The 25290-nt window shown below is 74.1% G+C and carries 21 protein-coding genes; 19 read left to right on the forward strand and 2 right to left on the reverse strand.

Annotated features, from left to right (window positions below; all coding sequences use genetic code 11):
- Nucleotides 1-39: 39 nt before the first annotated feature.
- The 17 genes from O2W14_RS17140 (at nucleotide 40) to O2W14_RS17220 (ending at nucleotide 21304) form a co-directional block, all read left to right on the forward strand.
- Nucleotides 40-1587, forward strand: a complete 1548-nt coding sequence (locus tag O2W14_RS17140; RefSeq protein WP_269177328.1) for an alpha/beta hydrolase — start codon at nucleotides 40-42, stop codon at nucleotides 1585-1587.
- Nucleotides 1588-1612: 25 nt separating this feature from the next.
- Entirely contained in the window at nucleotides 1613-2680 is a 1068-nt protein-coding gene (locus tag O2W14_RS17145; RefSeq protein ID WP_269177329.1) for a DNA polymerase domain-containing protein, read from the forward strand.
- Between the two features lie 132 nt (nucleotides 2681-2812).
- Nucleotides 2813-3118 carry a cupin domain-containing protein gene (locus O2W14_RS17150; protein ID WP_269177330.1) on the forward strand — a complete coding sequence of 102 codons (306 nt, stop codon included), beginning with the start codon at nucleotides 2813-2815 and terminating at the stop codon, nucleotides 3116-3118.
- 249 nt (nucleotides 3119-3367) lie between these two features.
- The gene (locus O2W14_RS17155; protein ID WP_269177331.1) at nucleotides 3368-4249 is read left to right on the forward strand and encodes an AAA family ATPase; all 882 of its coding nucleotides are present in this window, start codon (nucleotides 3368-3370) and stop codon (nucleotides 4247-4249) included.
- 61 nt (nucleotides 4250-4310) lie between these two features.
- Nucleotides 4311-5495, forward strand: a complete 1185-nt coding sequence (locus O2W14_RS17160; RefSeq protein ID WP_269177332.1) for a vWA domain-containing protein — start codon at nucleotides 4311-4313, stop codon at nucleotides 5493-5495.
- Nucleotides 5496-5567: 72 nt separating this feature from the next.
- Nucleotides 5568-6689 carry an XdhC family protein gene (locus O2W14_RS17165; protein WP_269177333.1) on the forward strand — a complete coding sequence of 374 codons (1122 nt, stop codon included), beginning with the start codon at nucleotides 5568-5570 and terminating at the stop codon, nucleotides 6687-6689.
- A 162-nt stretch (nucleotides 6690-6851) separates the two neighbouring features.
- Nucleotides 6852-7955, forward strand: a complete 1104-nt coding sequence (locus O2W14_RS17170; protein ID WP_269177334.1) for a ring-opening amidohydrolase — start codon at nucleotides 6852-6854, stop codon at nucleotides 7953-7955.
- Between the two features lie 303 nt (nucleotides 7956-8258).
- Nucleotides 8259-9731: a uracil-xanthine permease family protein gene (locus tag O2W14_RS17175; RefSeq protein WP_269177335.1), complete on the forward strand. Its 1473-nt coding sequence runs from the start codon at nucleotides 8259-8261 to the stop codon at nucleotides 9729-9731.
- Nucleotides 9728-10603, forward strand: coding sequence for an FAD binding domain-containing protein (locus tag O2W14_RS17180; protein WP_269177336.1), 876 nt, complete (start codon nucleotides 9728-9730; stop codon nucleotides 10601-10603). Before O2W14_RS17175 ends, O2W14_RS17180 begins: the two co-directional genes overlap by 4 nt.
- 61 nt (nucleotides 10604-10664) lie before the next feature.
- Entirely contained in the window at nucleotides 10665-11189 is a 525-nt protein-coding gene (locus O2W14_RS17185; protein ID WP_269177337.1) for a (2Fe-2S)-binding protein, read from the forward strand.
- On the forward strand, nucleotides 11186-13600 hold the full coding sequence (gene cutA / locus O2W14_RS17190; RefSeq protein ID WP_269177338.1) for an aerobic carbon-monoxide dehydrogenase large subunit: 2415 nt from the start codon (nucleotides 11186-11188) through the stop codon (nucleotides 13598-13600). The genes O2W14_RS17185 and cutA overlap by 4 nt, the downstream gene beginning before the upstream one ends.
- On the forward strand, nucleotides 13597-14319 hold the full coding sequence (locus O2W14_RS17195; protein ID WP_269177339.1) for an SRPBCC family protein: 723 nt from the start codon (nucleotides 13597-13599) through the stop codon (nucleotides 14317-14319). Before cutA ends, O2W14_RS17195 begins: the two co-directional genes overlap by 4 nt.
- A 93-nt stretch (nucleotides 14320-14412) precedes the next feature.
- Entirely contained in the window at nucleotides 14413-16497 is a 2085-nt protein-coding gene (locus O2W14_RS17200; protein WP_269177340.1) for a hydantoinase/oxoprolinase family protein, read from the forward strand.
- Nucleotides 16494-18365 carry a hydantoinase B/oxoprolinase family protein gene (locus tag O2W14_RS17205; protein ID WP_269177341.1) on the forward strand — a complete coding sequence of 624 codons (1872 nt, stop codon included), beginning with the start codon at nucleotides 16494-16496 and terminating at the stop codon, nucleotides 18363-18365. The genes O2W14_RS17200 and O2W14_RS17205 overlap by 4 nt, the downstream gene beginning before the upstream one ends.
- Nucleotides 18366-18369: 4 nt before the next feature.
- Nucleotides 18370-19209 carry an SDR family oxidoreductase gene (locus O2W14_RS17210; RefSeq protein WP_269177342.1) on the forward strand — a complete coding sequence of 280 codons (840 nt, stop codon included), beginning with the start codon at nucleotides 18370-18372 and terminating at the stop codon, nucleotides 19207-19209.
- A 53-nt stretch (nucleotides 19210-19262) separates the two neighbouring features.
- Entirely contained in the window at nucleotides 19263-19778 is a 516-nt protein-coding gene (locus O2W14_RS17215) for a MarR family winged helix-turn-helix transcriptional regulator (protein WP_269177343.1), read from the forward strand.
- Nucleotides 19779-19879: 101 nt separating this feature from the next.
- Entirely contained in the window at nucleotides 19880-21304 is a 1425-nt protein-coding gene (locus O2W14_RS17220; protein ID WP_269177344.1) for an amidase, read from the forward strand.
- Nucleotides 21305-21314: 10 nt separating this feature from the next.
- On the opposite strand, the gene O2W14_RS17225 is transcribed toward O2W14_RS17220, so the two are convergent.
- A complete protein-coding gene (locus O2W14_RS17225) occupies nucleotides 21315-22103 on the reverse strand; it encodes an SDR family NAD(P)-dependent oxidoreductase (RefSeq protein ID WP_269177345.1) in 789 nt (262 codons plus the stop codon).
- A 29-nt stretch (nucleotides 22104-22132) separates the two neighbouring features.
- Nucleotides 22133-23350: an ROK family transcriptional regulator gene (locus O2W14_RS17230; RefSeq protein ID WP_269177346.1), complete on the reverse strand. Its 1218-nt coding sequence runs from the start codon at nucleotides 23348-23350 to the stop codon at nucleotides 22133-22135.
- A gap of 112 nt (nucleotides 23351-23462) precedes the next feature.
- On the opposite strand from O2W14_RS17230, the gene O2W14_RS17235 reads away from it, so the two are divergent.
- Both O2W14_RS17235 and O2W14_RS17240 read left to right on the forward strand, forming a co-directional pair.
- Nucleotides 23463-24200 carry an amino acid ABC transporter ATP-binding protein gene (locus tag O2W14_RS17235; protein WP_269177347.1) on the forward strand — a complete coding sequence of 246 codons (738 nt, stop codon included), beginning with the start codon at nucleotides 23463-23465 and terminating at the stop codon, nucleotides 24198-24200.
- A gap of 80 nt (nucleotides 24201-24280) precedes the next feature.
- Nucleotides 24281-25243: a glutamate ABC transporter substrate-binding protein gene (locus tag O2W14_RS17240; RefSeq protein ID WP_269177348.1), complete on the forward strand. Its 963-nt coding sequence runs from the start codon at nucleotides 24281-24283 to the stop codon at nucleotides 25241-25243.
- The last annotated feature ends 47 nt before the right edge of the window (nucleotides 25244-25290 follow it).

Consider the following 25290-nt stretch of genomic DNA (forward strand, 5'->3'; position numbering starts at 1 on the left):
GCTGACGTGCACAGCTCCGCCTCCTACCCTGGGGTGATCATGACCGGACACCGCCGCCTGGCCGCTGCCGCCGTCCTGCTCGCCGTGACCCTCTCCGGGTGCACCTCCGGCGAGCCCGACGAGACGGCCGCGCCCTCCTCCCCGGCGGCGCCGGCCACCCCGGTCGCCCAGCCGATCGAGTGGACCGACTGCGACGCCGACATCGACCAGATCATCGCCGGGCGCCCCGGTGCCGACCGGGACCTGGCGTTCTCCTGCGGGACGACGAGCGTGCCGGCCAGCTACGACGACCTCGCCGGCGGCCCGCTGGAGCTGTTCCTGGTGCGCGCCACGCTGGCCGGCCAGACGGAGCGGATCGGCTCGCTGCTGGTGAACCCCGGCGGCCCGGGCCAGTCGGCCACCGACGCGGCGGTCCAGTCGGCGCTCACCCTGCCCGAGGACGTGCTGCGCCGGTTCGACGTCGTCGGGCTCGACCCCCGCGGCGCCGGGCTGTCGACCCCGGTCGAGTGCATCACCGACGAGCAGAAGGACGCACTCTTCGCCGTCGACCCGCGCACCGCGGACGCCGCAGCGCTCACCACCGCCTTCGGCCAGGTCGACGCCGTGGCCGCGGGCTGCGCGGAGAAGTACAAGGAGGCCCTGGGCGCCTTCGCCACCGTCGACAGCGCCCGGGACATGGACCTGGTGCGGCAGTCCCTGGGCGACGAGCAGCTGACGTTCCTCGGGTACTCCTACGGCACCACCCTGGGCTCGACCTACGCCGAGCTGTTCCCCGAGCGGGTGCGCGCGCTGGTGCTCGACGGCGCCGTCGACCCCGACGCCACCGCGGAGGAGTTCGCCGAGCAGCAGGCGCAGGCCTTTGAGGTGGCCTTCGACGCGTTCGCGGCCAACTGCACCGCACTGCTGGCCGGGTGCCCGATCGGCGCGGACCCCCGCACCTTCGTCACCGACCTGCTGACCCAGGCCGCCACCACCCCGGTGCCCAGCAGCCGGGCCGGCGAGACCCGGCAGGCGACCCCCGGCCTGGTGCTCACCGGCATCCGGTCGGCGCTGTACCAGCCCAGTGCCTGGCCGCAGCTGGCCCAGTCGCTGGCCGCGGCCCGCAACGGCGACGCCGCCGGCGTCCTCACCCTCGCCGACACCTACACCGGCCGCAACGACGACGGCACCTACACCAACGTCGTCGACGCCAACGTGGCCGTGACCTGCGCCGACACCGAGGAGCGGTTCACCGCCGACCAGGTGCGCACCCGGCTCACGGAGTGGGGCACGCAGTACCCGCTGTTCGGCGCCGACGCCGCGCTGGGCCTCTACACCTGCTCGCCGTGGCAGGCCCCGCGCACGCCGCTGCCCGCGCGGGACGCCGCCGGCAGTGCCCCGATCCTGGTCGTGGGCACCCAGGGCGACCCGGTGACCCCGCTGCCCGGCGCGCAGGACATGGCCGCGGACCTGACGAGCGGCGCGCTGCTCACCTGGGCGGGCAACGGGCACACTGCCTACCCGAAGACCGACTGCGTGACGGCGGCGGTGAACGCCTACCTGATCGACCTGGTCGTGCCCGCCGAGGGGACGGTCTGCCCCGCCTGACCCCGAGAGACCCGATCGGAGCCGCATGGCCAGCAGCAAGGACGCCGTCGTCCTCGAGCTCGACGGGCACGAGGTGCGGGTCAGCAGCCCGGAGAAGCCGTACTTCGGCGACAAGGGCGTGCGCAAGATCGACGTCGTCAACTACTTCGTCTCCGTCGGCGAGGGCATCCTGTTCGCCCTGCGCGACCGGCCGACGACGCTGGAGCGCTGGCCCGGCGGGGTGTTCGAGGGCGCCCGGCTCTCGACCCGGATGGACAACACCGGCGACGCGTTCTACCAGAAGCGGGTGCCCAAGAACGCCCCCGACTGGGTGCCGACGGCGCACATCACCTTCCCCAGCGGGCGCACCGCCGACGAGATCGCACCGGACTCGGTCGCCGTCGTGGCCTGGTGCGCGAACCTGGGCACGCTGACCTTCCACCCCTGGCCGGTGACCAAGGCAGACGTCGAGCAGCCGAACCAGATCCGCATCGACCTGGACCCCCAGCCCGGCACCGACTTCTCCGACGCCGTGTGGGTGGCCCCGCACGTGCGCGAGCTGCTGCACGAGTTCGGCATGGAGGGCTGGCCGAAGACCTCGGGCGGTCGGGGCGTGCACGTCTACGTGCCGATCCTGCCGCGCTGGACCTTCCCCGAGGTGCGCCGGGCGGTGATCGCCTTCGGCCGGGAGCTGGAGCGCCGCATCCCCGACCGCGTGACGATGAACTGGTGGAAGGAGGAGCGCGGCGAGAAGATCTTCATCGACTACAACCAGATGGCCCGGGACCGCACCATCGCCTCGGCGTACTCCATCCGCGCGAGGTCGCACGCCCCGGTCAGCGCCCCGGTCGACTGGGACGAGCTGCCCGACGTCACCCCGTTCGACTTCGACGTCCTCACCATGCCCGCCCGCTTCGCCGCCGTCGGTGACAAGCACGCCGGGCTGGCCGACCACGCCTACGACCTGACGCCGCTGGTCGAGCTGGCCGACCGGCAGGAGCGCGACCTCGGTCTGGGCGAGCTGCCCTATCCCCCGGACTACCCGAAGATGCCCGGCGAGCCGATGCGTGTGCAGCCCAGCCGGGCGCGGAAGGTGACCGCGGAGGACGGCTGACCGGTGGTCGGACGACGCGCGCACCGTCACGCGTGCATGGTCCGCGTCGACGGACCCCGCACGGCGCAGGTGTCGTGCGCGCTGCGCGGGTAGACCCCGGTCATGGACCCCGAGCAGAACACCCCTGAGACCGTGAGCAAGGATGAGGCCCCGACCGGCCCGATGGGCCAGCGGTTCCTGGCCGGCACGGACACCGTGGCGCTGCGGCTGTGGGACGCCCGGCAGCCGGGCGAGGCGGAGCCGCCGGTCGCCCGCGACTACGAGACCGTCGGCTACGTCGTGTCCGGTCGCGTCGAGCTCACGGTGGGCACGTCCGTGCTCGACCTCGGCCCGGGTGACTCCTGGACGGTGCCGCGCGGCGCCGAGCACAGCTACCGGGTGGTCGAGGCGCTCACGGCGGTCGAGGCGACGTCACCGCCCGCACCGACCCGGCTCTGAGCGGCCCGACGCCGCGGCCGGCGAGCAGCCCGGGCACCGCCGTCGTCCGGAGGTGGACGTGACCTCTCCGAGGACGACCGGCACCCGGTGCGGCCGAGCCGTCGCCGGAGGGTGGCCGGCGACGGCGTGACGCCGGTGGGCAGGCCGGTCACCCGCCGACCCGCTCCCCCGACGGCCGGCCGGGGTGCTCGGCCGGGTCGCCGGGCACGCGCCCGGTCGACCGCCGCGCGGCGGTGGGATGCTCCCGCTGTGGACCAGCTCACCGACCCCGCCGCCGTCGCCGCCGCGCTGGAGGCGACCGGCTACCTGCCCGACGAGGGCCTGGCCACGGCGGCGTACCTGGCGCTGGCCCTGCACCGGCCGCTGTTCCTGGAGGGCGAGGCGGGCGTCGGGAAGACCGCGCTGGCCCACGCGCTGGCCGAGGTCACCGGCCGCCCGCTGTACCGGCTGCAGTGCTACGAGGGGCTGGAGGCCAGCTCCGCCCTCTACGACTGGGACTTCGGCCGCCAGCTGCTGCACCTGCGCGCCGCGGAGGCCGCCGGCACCGCCACCGACGCCGCCGAGCTCGAGGCCGGCCTCTACGACCGCCGGTTCCTGCTGGCCCGCCCCCTGCTCCAGGCGCTGGAGGACTCCCCGGCGGTGCTGCTCATCGACGAGGTGGACCGGGCCGACGACGAGTTCGAGGCGTTCCTGCTCGAGGTGCTCAGCGACTTCGCCATCACCATCCCGGAGCTGGGCACGGTGCGGGCACAGACCCCGCCGCTGGTGCTGCTCACCTCCAACCGCACCCGCGAGGTGCACGACGCGCTCAAGCGCCGCTGCCTCTACCACTGGCTCGAGCACCCGGACTTCGCCCGCGAGGTGGCCATCCTGCGGCGCCGGCTGCCCGAGGTCACCGAGACCCTCGCCCGCCAGGTCGCCTCCGCCACCGCCCGGCTGCGCGAGCTGGACCTGCTCAAGCCCCCCGGTGTCGCCGAGGCGATGGACTGGGCCAGCGCACTGCACGCCCTCGGCGCCCGCGAGCTCGACCCCGACACCGCGGCCCGCACGCTAGGCGCGGTGCTCAAGTACCGCGAGGACGGCGAGCGGGTGCGCGCCGCAGGACCCGGGGTGCTGTTCGGTGCCGGCTGATGAAGGACCCCGTCCCCCTCACCCTTCGCGAGCTCAGGGCGAGCCTCTGGACGGGGCCACCATGACGCAGCCGCCGCGGGACGTGGTCACGAGCGTGCTCGGGTTCGCCCGCACGCTGCGGCACGCCGGGGTCGCCGCCTCCCCCGAGCGGGTCGCGGTGATGCTGGACGCCGTCGCGCACCTCGACGTGCTCGACCCCGTCGCCGTGTACTGGGCCGGCCGGCTGACCCTGTGCGGCGGCCCCGACGACCTGGACCGCTACGACGCCGCCTTCCCCGCCTGGTTCGGCGGCGAGGTCCCACGTGCCCGCGCCTCGGCGCCGGCCGTGCGGCCGCGGGTGGTGCGCTCTGCGCCGCTGGAGACCGGCGCGGGGACACCGGACGGCGAGGAGCCCGACGACCTCGCGACGCGGGCCAGCGGCGCGGAGGCGCTGCGCCACCGGGACGTCGGCGAGCTCACCGCCGCCGAGCGCGCGCAGCTGCGGCGGCTGTTCGCCCTGCTCGCCCCGGCCGCCCCGATGCGGCCCTCGCGCCGCCGGCGGCCGGCCCCGCACGGCTCGGTGCACGTCGGGCGCACCGTGCGGGGCGCGCTGCGCAGCGGCGGCGAGGTCACCCGGCTGGTGCACCACCGGGCCCGCCCGCGACCGCGCCGGGTGGTGCTGCTGGTCGACGTCTCCGGCTCGATGACCCCCTACGCCGACGCGCTGCTGCGGTTCGCGCACGCCGCCGTCCGGGCCCGGCCGACCTCCACCGAGGTGTTCACCATCGGCACCCGGCTGACCCGGGTCACCCGGGAGCTGCGGCTGCGCGACGCCGACCGGGCGCTGGCCGCGAGTGGGCAGGCGATCCCCGACTGGTCCGGCGGCACCCGGATCGGCGAGGTGCTCAAGGCGTTCCTGGACCGGTGGGGTCAGCGGGGCACCGCCCGCGGCGCGGTGGTCGTGGTCTGCAGCGACGGCTGGGAGCGGGGCGGCGCCGAGCTGCTGGGCGAGCAGATGGCCCGCCTGCGGCGGCTGGCCCACGCGGTGGTCTGGGTCAACCCGCACAAGGGGCGGCCCGGCTACGAGCCGCTCGCGGCCGGGATGGTCGCGGCGCTGCCGAGCGTGGACGCCTTCGTGTCCGGGCACAGCATGGCCGCCTTCGAGGAGCTGGTGGACGTGATCGAGCACGTCCCGACCCCGGCAGCACCCCCACCGCGCGTCCCGGCTCAGGGCCGCCCACTGCAGGAGGACCGCGATGCGTGCTGAAGGACCCCGTCCCCCTCGTCCCTCGCTGGCTCGGGACGAGCCTCTGGACGGCGCCGGAGGAGGAGCAGTCGGATGAGGGACGTCTTGTCCGACCTCCTCGGGTGGTGGCAGGCCGGGGAGACCGTCGGGGTCGGCACCGTGGTGGACACCTGGCGCTCGGCCCCCCGGCCGGCCGGGGCCGCGATGCTGGTCGGCCCGGGCGGGACGGCGGTGGGCAGCGTGTCCGGCGGCTGCGTCGAGGGCGCGGTCTACGCCGAGGCCGAGGAGGTCGCCGACACCGGGGAGCCGGTGCTGCGGCGTTACGGCGTGAGCGACGACGACGCCCTCGCCGTGGGCCTGACCTGCGGCGGCATCCTGGACGTGTTCGTGGAGGCGGTGTCGCAGCAGACCTTCCCCGAGCTGGGTGAGGTGGCCGCCGCGGTGGCCGCGCACGAGCCGGTCGCGGTGGTCACCTGCGTGCGCGGCCCGGCCGGGCGGCTGGGCAACCGGCTGGTGCTGTGGCCGGACCGGACGGCGGGGTCGCTGGGCAGCGCGCGGCTGGACGAGGCGGTGGCCGACGACGCCCGGGGCATGCTCGCCGCTGGCCGCACCGCGACGCTGGCCTACGGCTCCGACGGCGAGCGGCGCGGGGACGAGCTGACCCTGTTCGTCGCCTCCTACGCCCCGCCGGCCCGGATGATCGTCTTCGGCGCCATCGACTTCGCCGCCGCGGTCGCCCGGGTGGGGTCCTTCCTCGGCCACCGGGTGACCGTCTGCGACGCCCGGCCGGTGTTCGCCACCGCCCGCCGCTTCCCCGACGCCGACGAGGTGGTCGTCGACTGGCCGCACCGCTACCTGCAGGCCGAGGCCGACGCCGGACGGGTCGACGAGCGCACCGTGCTGTGCGTGCTCACCCACGACCCGAAGTTCGACGTCCCGCTGCTGGAGGTCGCGTTGCGGCTGCCGGTGGCCTACGTCGGCGCGATGGGCTCCCGGCGCACCCACGACGAGCGGACGGAGCGGCTGCGCGAGGCCGGGCTGACCGAGACCGAGCTGGCCCGGCTGTCCTCCCCCATCGGGCTGGACCTGGGCGCCCGCACACCGGAGGAGACCGCGATCAGCATCGCCGCGGAGATCGTCGCCGGCCGCTGGGGCGGGTCCGGGGAGCGGCTGACCGGCGGCGACGGCCCGGTCCACCGCACCGTCGACAGGTGACCGCGGCCACCTCCGTCGACCGGAAGTAGTTCACTGCTAAGGGAATCGGGGCTAGGGTGGCCGACGAGGTCGCCGACGGTGGGAGCACCGCGGCAGCCCACCTCGACGACGGCGTCGGCGCCGTCGGTGACCGCAGCCCCACCTCACCCCCTGGAGAGCGCCGTGCCCGCACCGATCGAGGTCCGCAAGGTCCCCCTGCACAACGTCAGCGACGCCTCCGAGCTGGCGAAGCTGATCGACGACGGCGTCATGGACGCCGACCGGGTGGTCGCCGTCATCGGCAAGACCGAGGGCAACGGCGGCGTCAACGACTACACCCGGATCATCGCCGACCGCGCGTTCCGCGAGGTGCTGCTGGCCAAGGGCACCCGCTCCGCCGCCGAGGTCGGGGAGGTCCCGATCGTGTGGTCCGGTGGCACCGACGGCGTGATCAGCCCGCACGCGACGATCTTCGCGACCCTGCCCGAGGACTCGGTCGAGAAGACCGACGAGCCGCGGCTGACCGTGGGCTTCGCGATGAGCGAGACGCTGCTGCCGGAGGACATCGGCCGGCTCACGATGGTCGAGAAGGTCGCCGAGGGCGTGCGGCGGGCGATGGCCGAGGCGGGCATCACCGACCCGGCCGACGTCCACTACGTGCAGACCAAGACGCCGCTGCTGACCATCGAGACGATCCGTGAGGCGAAGTCGCGCGGCCAGGAGACCTACTACGACGAGCCGCACGGCTCGATGGACCTCTCCAACGGCACGACGGCGCTGGGCATCGCGCTGGCGCTGGGCGAGATCGAGATGCCGGAGCAGAAGCAGGTCATGCGCGACTTCGACCTGTTCAGCGCGGTCGCCTCCTGCTCCTCGGGCGTGGAGCTGGACCGGGCGCAGATCGTCGTCGTCGGCAACGCCCGCGGCCACGGCGGCGCCTACCGGATCGGCCACTCGGTCATGACCGACGCGCTGGACTCCGACGGCATCTGGAGCGCCATCCGCAACGCCGGGCTGGACCTGCCCGAGCGGCCGCACACCAGCGACCTGGGCGACCGGTTGGTCAACGTCTTCCTCAAGTGCGAGGCCGACCCGACCGGCTACGTGCGCGGCCGGCGCAACGCGATGCTCGACGACTCCGACGTGTTCTGGCACCGGCAGATCAAGGCCACCGTGGGTGGGGTGGCCGCGGCGGTCACCGGCGACCCGGCGGTGTTCGTGTCGGTGGCCGCGGTGCACCAGGGCCCCTCCGGTGGCGGCCCGGTCGCCGCGATCGTCACGGCCTGACCACCCCGCACGACCCCGCCCCGGACCCGGCTGCACGGTGCAGCCGGGTCCGGGCCGTGCCCACCCCGCCGGCCGGCGGTCGCGCAGCACGTCCGGACGACCGTGTCCGGGACGTGTCCTCGCCGGACCGGACCGCGGCAAACTGCGAGAAGATTTAGCACTGAGGTACTTCCCCCGTAACGTGAGCTGTGACACCTTCCGGTGTGCGGCGATCGACGCCCCGGAACCCGCGCCCAGGACCTGCCTGCGGCGAGCTCCGGACCCCGGTGTCGAGTCCGGTGTCGCACCTGTCGAGGAGGACCTGTGGCGTTGGGACTGGGCTGGAAGCTCTACGAGGGCGGCAAGACCCCGCCGGTGGACGGGGCGGTCGCACCGGACGAGCGGCTGTCGTGGCCGCGCACCATCGGCATCGGCGCCCAGCACGTCGTGTCGATGTTCGGCGCGACGTTCGTCTTCCCACTGATCATGGGCCTGGACGCCAACCTGGCGATCATGATGAGCGGCGTCGCCACGATCATCTTCCTGCTGGTCGTGCAGGGGAAGGTGCCCAGCTACCTGGGCACCAGCGCCGCCTTCGTCGGCGGCGTCGTGGCCATCCGGGCCAGCGGCGGCGACTCCGGCGACGTGCTGGGCGCGATCCTGGTCTCCGGGATCGTGCTGGCGCTCGTCGGTGTGCTGATCAGCGCCCTGGGCCCTCGGATGGTCAACGCCGTGCTCCCCCCGGCGGTCACCGGCGCGGTCGTCCTGATCATCGGCTTCAACCTCGCACCCGTGGTGGCGAACACCTACTGGCCCCAGGACCAGTGGGTCGGCCTGGCCACGATGACCTTCGTCATCGTCGCGGCCCTGCTGCTGCGCGGGTTCTGGGCACGCATCTCGATCCTGCTGGGCCTGGTCTTCGGGTACCTGCTGTCCGCGCTGCTGGACGCCACGGCCGGGCCGATCACCTCGGTCCTCGGCGGCGCCACGGAGGCCACCACCCACGACCGGCTGGACCTCTCCGGCGTCGGGACGGCGCCCTGGATCGGGCTGCCGACCTTCACCGCACCGAGCTTCTCGTTCAACTTCACCCTGCTCGTGCTGCCGGCGGTCATCGCCCTGGTCGCGGAGAACGCCGGCCACGTCAAGGCGGTCGCGGCGATGACCAAGCGCGACCTCGACCCGGTCATGGGCCGGGCGATCTTCGCCGACGGCGTGGCCACGGTCGTCGCCACCTCGGTCGGCGGCTCCCCGACGACCACGTACGCCGAGAACATCGGCGTCATGGCCGCCACCCGGATCTACTCGACCGCGGCCTACTACGTCGCCGCCGTCGTCGCGCTCCTGCTGGGGCTGTGCCCGAAGTTCGGCGCCCTGGTCAACGCCGTCCCCGGCGGCGTCCTCGGCGGGATCACGGTGATCCTCTACGGCATGATCGGCCTGCTCGGCGTGAAGATCTGGAAGGAGAACCGGGTCGACTTCGCCAACCCGATCAACCTGGTGCCGCTGGCCGCCGGGATCATCATCGGGATCGGCAACGTGAACCTGGTGTTCAGCGAGAACTACTCCCTCGGCGGCATCGCGCTCGGGTCGATCGTGGCCGTCGCCGGCTGGCACCTGGCCCGGGTCCTGGCCCCCGCCGAGATGCGCACCGCCCTGCTGGCCGAGGCCGGCCCCTACGGCAGCGGTGAGCCGCTGGCCGACCAGTTCGGCGAGCGGCAGGAGAGCCCCGACCCCTCCTCGCTCGACCAGACCGGCCGCCGGCGGACGCCCGGTGAGGGCACGGTCGGCAGGTGAAGCCGGCCCCCTTCGCCTACGCCGACCCGCGCACCCTCGACGAGGCCCTGGCGGTCCTGTCGGAGGAGGGCGAGGGCGCCAAGGTGCTGGCCGGCGGGCAGTCACTGCTGCCGCTGCTCAACATGCGGCTGGCCGCACCCACCACGCTCGTCGACATCAACCGGGTCCCCGGCCTCGACCGGATCGAGGCCGGGGAGGCCGGGGTCCGGGTGGGCGCCCTGGTGCGGCACGCCGCGTTGCTGCGGTCGGCCGAGGCCAGCGCCGTCCAGCCGCTGCTGGCCCGGGCGACGGCCAACGTCGCGCACCCCGCCATCCGCAACCGCGGGACGACGGTCGGCTCGATCGCGCACGCGGACCCCTCCGGGGAGATGACCGCGGTGCTCGCGCTCACCGGCGGCTCGGTGACCGTGGCCACGCCCGACGGGTCGTCGTCGGTGGACTGGGCGGACTTCTTCCTCGGGCCGCTGGAGACCGCGGTGCACGGCCCGGCCGTGGTGACCTCGGCCTTCTTCCCCGCGCTGGCGCCCCGGTCGGGCACGGCGTTCGCCGAGGTGTCGCGGCGCAAGGGCGACTACGCCGTCTGCGGGACCGGCGTCGTGGTGACCCTGGACGAGGACCGGCGGGTGGCCTCGGCCCGGGTCGCCCACATCTCCGTGGGGCTGGTGCCCGAGGTGCACGACCTGACCGACGCCGTGGCCGGCCGACCGGTGGACACCGCCGACTGGGCCGCCGCAGGGGCGATGGCACAGGGACTGGTCGACCCCGACGGCGACCTGCACGCCAGCGCCGACTACCGCCGGCTGCTGGTCGGCGCCCTCACCACCCGCACCCTGGCCTCGGCGGCGGCCGAGGCGCTGGAGCGCTCCGCGTGACACCTGCACCCCCCACCGCACTGCACCGCACCACACCGCTCGAGCAGCCAGGAGGCCGGCCATGAGCACCACCACCGAACGGACCGTCACGGTGACGGTCAACGGGGTCCCGCAGCAGGTCACCGTCCCGGTCCGGCGGCTGCTGTCGGACGCGCTGCGCCACGACCTGGGCCTGACCGGCACCCACTCCGGTTGCGAGCACGGCGTCTGCGGGTCCTGCACCGTGCTGGTCGACGGCGCACCGGTGCGGTCCTGCCTGGTGCTCGCCGTGCAGGTCGACGGTTCCTCGGTGACCACGGTCGAGGGGCTGAGCCGGTCCGACCACCAGGGGGGTGAGGTGCTGCACCCGATCCAGGAGGCGTTCCGCGAGTGCCACGCCCTGCAGTGCGGCTACTGCACGCCGGGCTTCCTCACCACCCTCGCCGCCGGACTGGACGCCCGCGACCCCGCGGTCCCGATCACCGAGGACGAGGTCGACGAGCTGGTCGGCGGCAACCTCTGCCGCTGCACCGGCTACGCCAACATCAAGAAGGCCTGCCGGCACGCCGCCGAGCAGATGCGCACCGCCGCGGAGGCGACCCGGTGACCACCAAGCTGTTCGGCGAGCCGGTCCGCCGGCGCGAGGACGCCCGGCTGATCGTCGGTGCGGGCCGCTACCTCGACGACATCGGCGCCGACGCGTACGCCGCGGCCTTCGTCCGCAGCCCGTACGCGCACGCCCGCGTGGTCGACATCGACGTCTCCCCCGCGCTCGACGTCGACGGGCTGCTGGCGGTCTACACCTACGAGGACCTCACCGGACCGATGGCCGAGCCGCTGCCGGTGCTCATCCCGCACCCGCAGCTCACCCACGCCCGCACCGGGTACACCCTCGTCCGCGACGTCGCCCACCACGTCGGGGAGGCCGTGGTCATGGTGGTCGCCGTCGACCGGTACGTCGCCGAGGACGCCGCCGCGCTGATCGAGGTCACCTGGGAGGAGCTGCCCGTGGTGGTCGGCGTCGACGCCGCCGAGGCCGCAGTGCACGCCGTCCACCCCGACGTCCCGGACAACGTGGCCGCCCGGCACCACCAGGAACGCGGGGACGTCGAGGCCGCGCTGGCCGCCTCGGCGCACACGCTGAGCTTCACCCAGTACTTCGAGCGCAGCGCGTCCATGCCGATGGAGGGCAAGGGCGTGCACGCCCGCTGGGACGCCGACGACTCCGCCCTGCGCGTGCACTCCAGCACCCAGGCCTCGACCTCGGTGCGGGCGGCGATCGCGGCCAAGCTGGAGCTGTCGCTGGAGAAGGTCGAGGTCATCGCCCCCGACGTCGGCGGCGGGTTCGGCGTCAAGATCATGCACCCGTGGCCCGAGGAGCTGCTGGTCCCGATGGCGGCCATCAAGCTCGGCCACGAGGTGAAGTGGGTCGAGGACCGCCGGGAGCACTTCATCTCCAGCGCCCACGAGCGCCAGCAGCGCCAGGAGGTCGCCGTCGGCTACGACGACGACGGTCGGATCACCGCCTTGGACGTGCTGGTCTGGCACGACAACGGGGCGTACACGAACTACGGGATCATCGTCCCGATCAACACCGCGACCCAGCTGTGCGGGCCCTACGACGTCCCGGTCTACCGGGCACGGGTCAACAGCGTCTACACGAACACCGTGCTGGTCACCCCCTACCGCGGGGCCGGGCGGCCGCAGGGCACCTTCGTCATGGAACGCACCATGGACCGGATCGCCCAGGAGCGCGGCCTCGACCGGCTCGAGGTGCGGCGGCGCAACCTCATCCAGAACGACCAGTTCCCCTACGACTGGGGCATGACGTTCCAGGACGGCCGGCCGCTGGTCTACGACTCCGGCAACTACCCCGGCCTGGTCGACAAGCTCGAGGCGCTGGTCGACTGGCCCGGCCTGGAGACCCGCCGGGCCGAGGCCGCCACCCGGGGGAAGCTGCTGGGCGCCGGCATGGCGATGTACGTCGAGGGCACCGGCCCCGGGCCCTACGAGGGCGCGCACGTGGAGGTGCTCGGCAGCGGCAAGGTGCTGGTCTCCACCGGGCTCACCTCGCAGGGCCAGGGCCACGAGACCGTGTTCGCCCAGCTGGCGGCGTCCGAGCTCGGCGTGCCACTGGAGGACGTCGAGGTGACCACCGGTGACACCCGGCGGTTCGGCTACGCGGTGGGCACCTTCGCCTCCCGGGCCGCGGTGGTCAGCGGCAACGCGGTCGCACTGGCGGCCAAGGGCGTGCGGGAGAAGGCGCTGCGGATCGCCGCGGAGCTGCTGGAGGCCGACCCCGGCGACCTGGAGATCGACGAGGGCCTGGTCCAGGTCAAGGGCACGCCGGGCGCCTCGATCCCGCTGCGCACCGTCGCCGTGCTGTCCAACCCGCTGCGGTACGCCTTCGACGAGGCGGCCCGGCAGGCCACCCAGTTCGCCGGACCGGGCGACGACTCCAAGCCGCCGATCGCGGTCGGGGACTCCCCCGGCCTGGAGTACACCGACTACTACTCCCCGCTGCGCTCGACGTTCGCCGCCGGCGCCCACGCGGCGGTGGTCGAGATCGACCCGGCGACCTGGGAGATCGACGTCGTCCAGTACGCCGTGGTGCACGACTGCGGCAACGTGGTGAACCCGATGATCGTCGAGGGCCAGGTGCAGGGCGGGGTGGCCCAGGGCGTGGGCGGGGCGCTGTACGAGCGGATGGCCTACGACCGCGACGGCCAGCTGCAGAACGCCTCGTTCATGGACTTCCTCATGCCCTACGCCAGCGAGGTGCCCGACGTCGACATCGACCACCAGGAGACGCCCTCGCCGCTGAACCCGCTGGGCATCAAGGGCGCCGGCGAGGCCGGGGTGATCCCCGGCTCGGCCGCGATCGCCTCGGCCATCGAGGACGCCGTGGGCCGGCGGATCGCCGCGATGCCGATCAGCCCCACCGAGCTCTACGACCTGATGCGCTCCGACGGCGAACAGGTGCCCCGCCTCCCCACTGCGACAGGAGTCCCCGCGTGAACCTCGACGGCAGTGCGGTGCTCAGTGCCCCACCCGAGGACGTGTGGTCGGTGATCACCGACCCGGCCGTGCTGGCCCGCACCATCCCCGGCTGCCTGTCCCTCGACCAGGTCGGCGAGGACAGCTACACGATGACCGTCTCGGCGGGGGTGGGCGCCATCCGCGGCACCTACGCCGGCGAGGTGCGGCTGGCCGACATGCAGCGGCCCAGCTCCTACGTCATGCACGCCAGCGGGTCCGGCGGACCGGGGTCGGTGCGGGCGACGGTGCAGATCGGGCTCGCCCCCGCCGGCGAGGGCACCGAGCTGACCTGGTCGGCGGACGCCGTCGTCGGCGGCGCGGTCGCCGGGGTCGGCCAGCGGATGATCTCCGGGGTCGCCAAGCGGATGGCCGGACAGTTCTTCTCCGCGATCGACGGGGAGCTCACGGACCCGGGTCAGGCGGCCGAGGCCGCGTCCGACAGCGGGTCGGAGCCGTCGGCGGTGGCGAGCGCGGCGGCGGTCTCCTCGACCGACGTGGCGGGGCAGCCCCCGTCGTCCCAGCCCTCGTCGTCGCCGTCCGCTCCCCCGGCCCGGCGCGCGCCGTCGGCCCGGCCGGTGGCGGCCTCGGGCGGGTGGGTGCCCGGCGAGGCGCGGCCGCTGCTGGTCGGCGCGGCCGGCGGCGGGCTGCTGACGCTGCTCGGCGTCTGGGTGGGCTCGCGCCTCGGCCGCAGCCGCTGACGCGGTCCGGTGCGGCCGCCCACGCGGCCGCACCGGACCGGCAGTCCCCGCGCCCCCTTCCGCCCGAGGTATCTCACCACTAAGGTAAATCCCATGGGGACACCCGCCCGCGCACGTCAGATCCGCATCGGCATCGACACCGGCGGGACGTTCACCGACGTCGTCGCCGTGGACGAGGAGACCGGCCGCACGGCCACGACCAAGACGCCCTCCACCCCGGCCGACCCGGCCGAGGGCTTCCTCACCGGCGTCCGCAAGGTGCTGGACCTGCTGGGGCTGGACGGCTCGAGCGTCACCGCGGTCAGCCACGGGACGACGGTGGCCACCAACCAGCTGCTGGAGGGCAAGCTCGACCGGATCGGCTTCATCACCACCGAGGGCTACGAGTCGGTGCTGGAGATCGCCCGGCAGTCGGTGCCCGACGGCTACGGCAACAGCTACTTCTGGGTCAAGCCGCCGCGGATCGTCCCGGCCGACCTGGTGCGCACGGTGCGCGGCCGGCTCGACGTCACCGGCGCCGAGGTGCGCCCCTTCTCCCGCGAGGACGCCGTCGCGGCCGCCCGGTTCTTCCGCGACGCTGGCATCACCACCCTCGGCGTCTGCTTCCTGCACTCCTACGCCGACGACGCCCACGAGCGCGCGATGCTCGAGGTGCTGCGCGAGGAGTGCCCGGACGCCGTCGTGTCGATCTCCAGCCAGGTGCTGCGCGAGTACCGCGAGTACGAGCGGTCGGTCACCACGCTGGTCGACGCCGCGGTGAAGCCGAAGGTCGGCGCCTACGTGCGCAACATCCGGCACCGGCTGGACGAGCTCGCGCCGGGCGTGCCGTTCTACGTGATGAAGAGCAACGGCGGCGTGCTGTCGGCCGCAGAGGTGGTGCACCAGCCGATCACCACGATGCTGTCGGGGCCTGCCGCCGGCGCGCTGGGCGCGGCCCTGATCGCCGGGGTCGCCGGCTTCGACCGGGTGCTCACCTGCGACGGCGGCGGCACCTCGACCGACGTCACGGTGGTCGTCGACGGCCAGCCCACGCTCACCACCGAGGGCTCGGTCGGTGACTACCCGAGCAAGATCCCGATGATCGACGTCGTCACCGTCGGCGCCGGTGGCGGGTCGATCGCCTGGCTGTCGCCGGAGGGCACGCTCAAGGTGGGGCCGAAGTCGGCGGGCGCCGACCCGGGCCCGATCTGCTACGCCAACGGCGGCGACCAGCCCACCGTCACCGACGCGCACGTCGTCCTGGGCCGGATCCCCCCGCACCTGCTCGGCGGGGAGATCCCGCTGTCGGTCGACGCGGCCCGCACCGGGCTCGAGGCGCTCGGCGCCACGCTCGGGCTCACGGTCGAGCAGGCCGCGACCGGCATCCTGGAGATCTCGGCGTGGAACCAGGCCAACGCGCTGCGGCAGGTGACCGTGGCCCGCGGCCTCGACGTCCGCGACTTCACCCTCACCACCTTCGGCGGCTCGGGCTCGCTGCTGGCCTGCCGGCTGATGGACGTCCTCGGCCTGCCGCGCACGCTGGTGCCGCCCAACCCGGGCAACGTCAGTGCCTTCGGCCTGCTCACCGTCGACGTCCGCAACGACTACGTGCAGACGATGGTCTCCCGGCACACCGACCTGGACCTCGACCGGCTGCGGTCGATCTACGTCGACCTCGAGGCGCAGGCGGCCGCCGCCCTCGCCGGGGAGGGCTTCGGGCCCGACGCCCAGCGGCTACAGCGCAACGCCGACCTGCGCTACGTCGGGCAGGCCTTCGAGGTGCGGGTGCCCGTCGCCGACGGCGTGCTGGACGCCGCGGCCGTCGAGCAGGCGGCGCAGGCCTTCCACGCCGCGCACCGCCAGCTGTACGGCTACGACTTCTCGGCCGACCCGCGCCAGGCGGTGGAGTGGGTGAACCTGCGGGTGACCGGCATCGGCCCGATCCGCCGTCCCGACGTCGTCGAGCTGCCGGCCCGGGACGGCGGGCCCGACCGGGCGGTCACCGGACGGCGCCCGGTCTTCTTCGACGACTGGGTCGACACCCCGACCTACGACCGGACGGCACTGGCCCCCGGTGACGTGGTCCCGGGCCCGGCGATCGTCGAGGAGTTCGGCTCGACCGTGCCGGTGCACCCCGGCTTCTCCGCCGCCGTCGACGCCCACGGCAACCTGCTGCTGACCCGAGAGGACGTGCGATGAGCGAGACGTCGAGCAAGGTCCAGGCCGACCCGGTGCTCGTCGAGATCGTCGCGGGGACGCTGGCGGCGATCGAGCGCGAGGTGGAGACGTCGATCGGGCGCACCTCCCGCTCGCCGATGATCCGGGACGCGCACGACTTCCGGGCCGGCATCCACGACCGGCAGATGCGCAAGCTCACCGGGCGGTCGTACTCCGCGCTCGTGCAGCCGGTGGTGCGCGACTACCCGATCGCGACGATGGCCCCCGGCGACGTCTACTTCCACAACGACGTCTACCTCTCCGAGGGCGGGATCGGCCACCTGCCCGACCTGTGCGTCACGGTGCCGGTGTTCGCCGACGTCGACGGCGAGCCCACCGTCGTGGCGTTCGTGCAGGCCTTCGGCCACCACGACGACATCGGCGGCGCGGTGCCCGGCTCCATGCCGTCGGCGGCGACCAGCGTGTTCGAGGAGGGGCTGATGGTCCCGCCGATCAAGCTGTGGGACCGCGGGGTGCCCAACGAGAGCGCGCTGAAGATCATGACCCGCAACTCGCGGATGCCGGACTCGCTGGCCGCGGACCTGGACGCGGAGTGCTCGGCCTGCCTGGCCGGCGCCCGGCGGCTCGGCGAGCTGTTCGACCGCTACGGCGTCGAGGCGATCGAGGCCTGCTTCGAGGCCGGCCTGACCAGTTCGACGGAGGTCTACCGACGGGAGGTGCTGTCCCAGATCCCCGACGGCACCTACGTCTGGGAGGACTACGCCGAGCACGACGGCGTCGACGAACCGCAGCTGCACCGGCAGCGGATCACCCTGACCATGGACTCGGCCGCCGACGTCCCGCTGGTCATCGACTTCACCGGCACCGGGCCGCAGGCCAAGGGCCCGATCAACCACTGCGGCGACTACGCCGACGGCAACTTCCTGAAGAAGTGGCTGGCCCCGATCCTGCGCAACCTCGCCGCCACGCCGGAGCGGATGGCGCAGCTGGACGTCAACGAGGGCGTCGTCCCGCTGATCGAGATGCGCTTCCCGGAGAAGGGCACGCTGCTCACGCCGATCTTCCCGGCACCCACCAATGCCAGGACCTTCGTCATCCTGCGCCTGCTCGGGGTGCTGGCCGGGGTGCTGGCCAAGGCCACGGGGGGGAGGATGCCGGCCGACCAGGAGACGATCCGCTACACCGGCGTCTACGGCACCGACGCCGACGGCGAGCCCTACCTGATGCGCGAGGTGCTCGGCGGCGGGTCGGGCGGGCGCTACTACGCCGACGGGGAGGACACGATCCACGTCGTCCCCGACTCCCGGAACCTGCCCACGGAGTTCACCGAGTCGCGGTTCCCGCTGCGGATCGAGCGGCTCGCGCTGGCGCAGGACTCCGGCGGGCCGGGCCGGTACCGCGGTGGTTGTGGCTACGAGAAGGACATCCGGGTGCTGCGCGACGCGCACTTCATGTCCATCGCCGACCGCTCGATCCTGTCCTGCTGGGGCGTCAACGGCGGCAGGGCGGGCCGGCCGTTCTCGATCACCGTCGACCCCGGCGGGCCCGACGAGCACGAGGTCGACGCACTCGCCGACGCCGAACCGCTCAAGGCCGGCACCGTGGTGCGGGTGCGGACGACGGGCGGCGGTGGCTGGGGCGACCCGCTGGAGCGCCCGGTCGACGAGGTGCTCCAGGACATCGCCTGGCGCAAGATCAGCGTCGCCGGTGCCCGCCGCGACTACGGCGTGGTGGTGGCCGAGGACGGCTCGGTCGACCAGGCGGCCACCGACCGGCTGCGGGCCGAGGTCCGGGACGGCCGGACCGACGTCGAGCCGTTCTTCGACCGCGGCCCCGGCTACGCGCTGCTGTCCGGCGGCGCCTCGGCCAACGAGTACGACTTCCTCTGAGCCGATGATCGTCGTCACCGCCGCCGGGGGACGCACGGGGCTGGCCGTGGTCGCCGCGCTGCGCGCCCGCGGTTGCGCCGTCCGCGCCCTGGTGTCGTCCCCGCGCGCCTCGGCGGCGCTGACGGCACTGGGCGCGGAGGTGGTGCAGGCCGACCTCACCGACGTCGACTCCCTGCCGGCGCGGCTGGCCGGGGCACGGGCGGTCCACCTGGTCTGGCCCAACTTCGACGTCCGGGAGGAGTCGGGCTCCCTCGCCGTCCTCGCCGCCGCCCGGCGGGCCGGCGTGGGCCGGCTGGTCCACCACTCGGTCCTGCACCCGCAGGTCCGGGCCATGCCCCACCACGCCGCCAAGGAACGGGTCGAGGAGGCGGTCGTGGCCGGCGGGGTGCCCTGGCGCATCCTGCGGCCCTGCGCCTACGCCGACAACCTCGACGCGGGGCTGGCCGACGTCGCCGCGACCGGGCGCTTCCCGAGCCCCTGGGGGCTCACCCGCGGTCAGTCGCTGGTCGACCTGCGCGACGTCGCCGAGGTGGCCGCCGTGCTGCTCACCGAGGACGGCCTGGACGGCGGCACCGTCGAGGTGGCCGGCCCTGAACCGCTCACCGCCCCGGCGATCGCCCGGCTGCTCGCCGAGCGGCTGGACCGCGAGGTCACCGCGGTGGACGTCGTCCCCGCCGGGCCGGTGCCCCCGGTGTCGGAGTACGCCGCGCACTGCCGCCGGCTGATGTTCGACTGGTACCGGGAGCACGGGTTCGCCGGCAGCCCCTGGGCACTCGAGGCCCTGCTGGGCCGCCCGGCCCGGACGCTGGCCGACCACCTCGCCGACCAGCAGATCTCTCGGTGACCACCCCCGCCGAACGGGCCGGACCCGGGCACCGCGTCGTTAGCATGACCGCCATGGCGCAGGCGGACGCGGACGCGGTGGACCTGATCCTGGAGCAGTGGGGGCGGGAACGGCCGGACCTGGACTGCTCCCCCATGGGCGTCATCGCCCGCGTCACCCAGGCCCAGCGCGAGGTCTACCTCGCCCAGCGGGAGACCTTCGCCCGGCACGGCCTCGACGCCGCCGCCTTCGACGTCCTGGCCGCGCTGCGCCGGGCGGGACGGCCCTACCAGCTCACCCCGACGGCGCTCATGCGCACCGCGCTGGTCACCTCGGGTGCGATCACGCAGCGGCTGGACCGGCTCGAGGAGAAGGGCCTCATCTCCCGTGAGCCCAGCGAGGACGACGGCCGCGCGGTCCTGGTCACGCTGACCGAGCTCGGCGGGCAGGCCCTGGACGCCGCGCTGCCCGACCACCTGGAGACCGAGCGCCGCCTCCTCGCCGGCCTGAGCGCGGAGGACCAGCAGCAGCTGGCCGGCCTGCTGCGCCGGCTGCTCGTCACCCTCGGGCGCACGCCCGCCGCGCCCTGACCCGGTCGGCGTCCCGAACCCCGCGCGAGGTACCTCAGCGCTAAGGTGTCGGGGCGACCCGCTCCGGGCCCGGCACTGCCGACTGACCAGGGATGCCGACGATGACTCCAGTCCACGAAGACCTGTGCACCCGACCGGCGACCGAGCTGGCCGCCCTCCTCCGGGACGGGCAGGTGTCCGCGCGTGAGCTGATGGACGCCCACCTGGACCGGATCGACCAGCTGAACCCCGGGCTCAACGCGATCGTGACGCTGGACGCCGACGGCGCCCGGGCCGCGGCCGACGCCGCCGACGCCGCGCTGGCCGCCGGCGAGGACGTCGGCCCGCTGCACGGCCTGCCGGTGGCCCACAAGGACACCCACCTCACCGGCGGGATGCGCACGACGTTCGGCTCGCCGCTGCACGCCGACACCGTGCCCGCCCACGACGAGCTCGTCGTCGCCCGGCTCAGGGCCGCCGGCGCCATCCGGGTCGGCAAGACCAACACCCCCGAGTTCGCGGCCGGCTCGCACACCTTCAACACCGTCTTCGGCGTGACGCACAACCCCTACCGCCACGGCCTGTCCGCCGGCGGCTCCTCCGGCGGGGCAGCCGCCTCGCTGGCCGCCGGCCTGGTGCCCCTGGCCGAGGGCGGCGACATGGGCGGGTCGCTGCGCAACCCGGCGGCCTTCAACAACGTCGTCGGGCTGCGGCCCACGCCCGGCCGGGTGCCCTCGCATCCCGCGGCGGTCGGGTGGTCGCAGATGCAGGTGCAGGGCCCGCTGGGCCGCACCGTGGCCGACGTGGCGCTGCAGCTGTCGGCCCTGGCCGGGCCCGACCCGCGCGTCCCCATCTCCCTCGGCGACGACGGGGCCTCCTTCGCGGCGGCGCTGCCCGAGCGACTGGACGGCCTGCGGATCGGCTGGGCACCGGACCTGGGCGGCCGCATCCCGGTCGACCCGGCGATCCTGGAGGTCCTGGGCGCCTCGGTCCGGGTGTTCGAGGACCTCGGCGCCCGGGTGGACGAGGCGTGCCCCGACCTGACCGACGCCCAGCAGGTGTTCGAGGTGCTGCGCAGCTGGCAGTTCCAGGCCACCTTCGGCGAGCGGGTGCGCCGCACGCCCGAGTCGTTCAAGGAGTCGATCCGCTGGAACGTCGAGGTCGGCGCGAAGCTGACCGGTGCCGACGTGGGCCGCGCCGAGCTCGCGCACACGAAGCTGTACGAGCGCGTCGTCGCCTGGTTCGACCGGTACGACGTCCTGCTCGCCCCCACCACGCAGGTGCTCCCCTTCCCGGTGGAGGTGGAGTACCCGACCGAGGTCGCCGGCGTGCCGCAGGAGGACTACCTGGGGTGGATGCGCTCGTGCACGCTCATCACCCCGACCGGCTGCCCGGCGCTGTCGGTGCCCGGCGGCTTCACCGCCGACGGCCTGCCCGTGGGCCTGCAGGTCGTCGGCCCGCCGCGGGGCGACCGGCGGGTGCTGGAGGTCGGCCACGCGTTCGAGCAGGCCACCGGCTTCGGACGACGCCGCCCCCCGCTGGGGTGAGCACCGCCGGTCAGCGGGCGGTCCACCCGCCGTCGACCACGAGCACCGTCCCGGTCACCAGCCGGGAGGCCGGGGCGGACAGGTAGACCACCGCCCCGGCGACGTCGGCGGGCGTGCCCAGCACCCCGAGCGGGATCCGGGCGAGCACCTCGTCCCGCAACCCCGGGCCGTCGAGCAACGGCGCCGTGCCGGGCGTGCGCACGAACGTCGGCGCGACCGTGTTGACGGTGATGCCGTGCTCGGCCCACTCCAGGGCCAGCACCTTGCCGAGCTGGTGGACCCCGCCCTTGCTGGCGCAGTAGACCGCGGCGTCGGGCAGCCCGACCAGTCCGCCCTGCGAGCCGATCATCACGATCCGGCCGCCGCCGCGCGGGACCATGACCCGGGCGACGGCCTGGCTGACGAAGAAGGTGCCCCGCAGGTTCACCGCCATCATGTCGTCGAAGTCGTCCTCGGTGACGTCGAGCGCGCGGTGGGCGGTGCCGAGCCCGGCGTTGTTGACCAGGACGTCGATCCGGCCGTGCCGCGCGACGACCTCGGCCACGGCGGTGCCGATCGAGCCCACGTCCCGCACGTCGAGCAGCACCGAGGTCACCGGCAGCCCCCGGTCCGCGGCCTCCGCCTCGATCGCGGCGGCGTCCTGCGCCGTCCGCGCCGTCGCCACGACCTCTCCCCCGGCCTGCGCCAGGTGGAACGCCAGCTCCCGGCCGATGCCCCGGGTCGCCCCGGTGACCAGGACCACGCGGCCGGTCAGGTCGAACCAGCCGGGCACCGGCGTCCGGTCCGGGCTCTGGGTCATCGGTGCCTCCGTGGTCGTGCGGCTGCAGGTCAGGACGCGGTGGCCGGGCCGGCGGCACCGGAGCCGACGGTGGCGTTGACCCGGGTAGGCTCGAAGAGGTGCTCCAGGGCCAGGTGCGCCCCGCCGATCACGCCGGCCAGCGGACCGGCGCGGGTCACCGTGACCTGCAGGGCGTCGGTGGCCAACGGCAGGCACCGCTCGTAGACGACGGCGCGCAGGCCCGCGACGTAAGGCTCGGCCTGGCTCAGCCGGCCACCGAGCACGAGGGTGTCGGGGTTGAAGAAGTTCAGCACGCTGGCCAGCACCTCCCCGGTGGCCCGCCCGGCGGAGCGCAGCAGCTGGGCGGAGACCGGCTCACCGTCGGCGGCCAGCCGCAGGACGTCGGTGGTGTCGGTGACCGGCAGGCCGGCGGCGGCTGCGTCCCGGGTGACGGCGGCACCGCTGGCCACGGCGTCCAGGCAGCCGATGCGCCCGCACGAGCACGGGACGTCGGAGTCGGTGCCGACCGAGGCGTGGCTGATGTCGCCCGCGGCCCCGCGCGCCCCGCGGTGCAGGTGCCCGTCGATGACGACACCACAGCCGATGCCCGACCCCGCCTTGAGGAACACCAGGTGGCTCCCCGGCTCCGGGGTCGCCGCGTACTCCCCCACCGCCATCAGGTTGGCGTCGTTCTCCACCAGCACCGGGACGTCGACCAGCCGTCCCAGCAGCGCGCGGACGTCGACGCCGTGCCAGCCCGGCATCCGGGCCGGGGTGACGACCCGGCCGGCCTGCGCGTCCACCGGCCCGGGCACGCCGACGGTCACCGCGCGCAGCGGCGCGGGCCCTTCCAGCCCGTCGAGCATCTCCGCCAGCTGGCCGTGCACCCAGCCCAGCACCGACTCGGGGCCGTCCTGCACCCGGAGGGATGCCGAGCGGTCGACCAGCAGCCGGCCCCCGAGGTCGAACAGCGCCAGCGCAGCGTGTGAGCCACCCAGGTCCGCCGCGGCGACCACCCCGCCGGTGGTGCGCAGCCGCACCTGCCGCGGCCGGCGTCCGCCGAGCGACACGCCCTCCCCGGCCTCCTCGAGGTAGCCGTGGTCGAGCAGGGCCTGCACGCGGGTGGCCGCGGTCGTGGCGGAGATGCCGGTCAGCCGGGCGATCTCCGAGCGGGACGAGGCGTGCGCGGTGCGGACCAGCTGGAGCACCGCCCCGGGCGAGTCCGGCGACACCAGGCCGCTGGGCGTCCAGGGAAAGACGGGGGCCACATCTCAGTGTGTACCAGGTCCGCCGGCTTTGCCCAGATTTCCGTTGACATACTCCAGAAATTGGACTTACCTCTGCACCCATCGGAGTGAGACGGGTGAGGAGGGACACACGATGGCAGCGATGATCACGGTCTCCGCGGTCAACAAGTACTTCGGCGACCTGCACGTGCTACGCGACATCGACCTCGAGATCGCCCCCCGCGAGGTCGTCGTCGTCGTCGGGCCCTCGGGCTCAGGCAAGTCGACGCTGTGCCGGTGCCTCAACCGGCTGGAGACGATCGACTCCGGTCACATCGAGATCGACGGCCGGCCCCTGCCCGAGGAGGGCAGCGAACTGGCCCGGCTGCGTTCCGAGGTCGGGATGGTGTTCCAGTCCTTCAACCTCTTCGGGCACCGCACCGTGCTGGAGAACCTGGTGATGGCACCGGTCGCCGTCCGCAAGGTGCCCAAGGCCGTCGCCCGCGACCGCGCGCTGGAGCTGCTCGACCGGGTAGGGCTGGCCGGCAAGGCCGACGCGCTGCCCGCGCAGCTGTCCGGCGGCCAGCAGCAGCGGGCCGCGATCGCCCGGGCGCTGGCCATGGAGCCGAAGGTGATGCTCTTCGACGAGCCCACCTCGGCCCTGGACCCCGAGCTGGTCAGCGGCGTTCTCGACGTCATGGCCGACCTGGCCGCCGAGGGCATGACGATGGTCGTGGTGACCCACGAGATGGGGTTCGCCCGCCGCGTCGCCGACCGCGTGGTCTTCATGGACGCCGGAGAGGTCGTCGAGCAGTCGACGCCCGCGGAGTTCTTCGCCGGCGCCCGCACCGAGCGCGCCCGGTCCTTCCTGTCCAAGGTGCTGGCGCACTGAGCCCGCACCCGGCGGCACCGCACCACCGCACGGCCCCCGCAGGACCCACGACCCCGCGCAGGCGGGACAGGAGGAACCTCATGTCGACGACCCGTTCCCGGCTGCGCCCCCGTGCGCTGGTGGGCCCCACCATCGGCGCCACCGTGCTCGCCCTGGCACTCACCGGGTGCGGTGGGAGCTCAGAGTCGGCCTCCTCCGCGGTGCCCGGCGGCGCCCCGTCGTCGGGCACCGCGGTCGACGTGCTCGCCGACGCCCCGGTGGCCGAGGCCGCCGCGATCCTGCCCGGCTCGACCATGGAGCGGATCAAGGAGCGCGGCGAGCTGGTCGTGGCCGAGGCGCTGGACGCCCCGCTGCTGAGCCAGCAGGACCCGGCGAACCCCGACCAGGTCACCGGCTTCGACGCCGACATGGCCAAGGCCCTGGCCACCTACATCCTCGGCGAGCCGAAGGTGAAGATCGTGCCGCCCGCGACCGAGACCCGCGAGGCGCTGCTGGCCAACGGCACCGTCGATGTCGTCTTCAACACCTACACGATCACCCCGGAGCGGGCCGAGCAGGTCGACTTCGCCGGGCCGTACTTCTCCTCCGGGCTGTCCATCGCGGTCAAGACCGGGAACACCGACATCAAGACGGTGGACGACCTCGACGGCAAGAAGGTCATCGTCGGGGCCAACACCCCTGCCGTCACCGCCGTGCCGGAGCTGGCGCCGAACGCCGAGATCATCACCTTCGGCACCGATCCGCAGGCGGTGCAGGCGCTGACCCAGGGCCGCGGCGACGCCTACGTCCAGGACGTCACGCTGCTGGCCAGCAACGCGGTGAGCAACAAGGACATCACCGTGGTGGGGAGCCCCTTCACCTCCGAGCCCTACGGCATCGGCCTGAAGCACGACGACCCGCAGATGAAGCAGTTCGTCAACGACTGGCTCGAACAGATCTACGCCGACGGCACCTGGACGGAGATCTGGGAGAACTCCCTCGGCACCGTCGTCCAGGGCGACGCCCCGACCCCGCCGGAGATCGGCTCAGTCCCCGGCTCCTGACGCCTGCGCACCCCGGCCCGGTCCACTCGACCGGGCCGGGCGTGTGC

Origin of the sequence: Modestobacter sp. VKM Ac-2986 (genome assembly GCF_026967795.1) — a bacterium.
Taxonomy (GTDB): Bacteria; Actinomycetota; Actinomycetes; order Mycobacteriales; family Geodermatophilaceae; genus Modestobacter.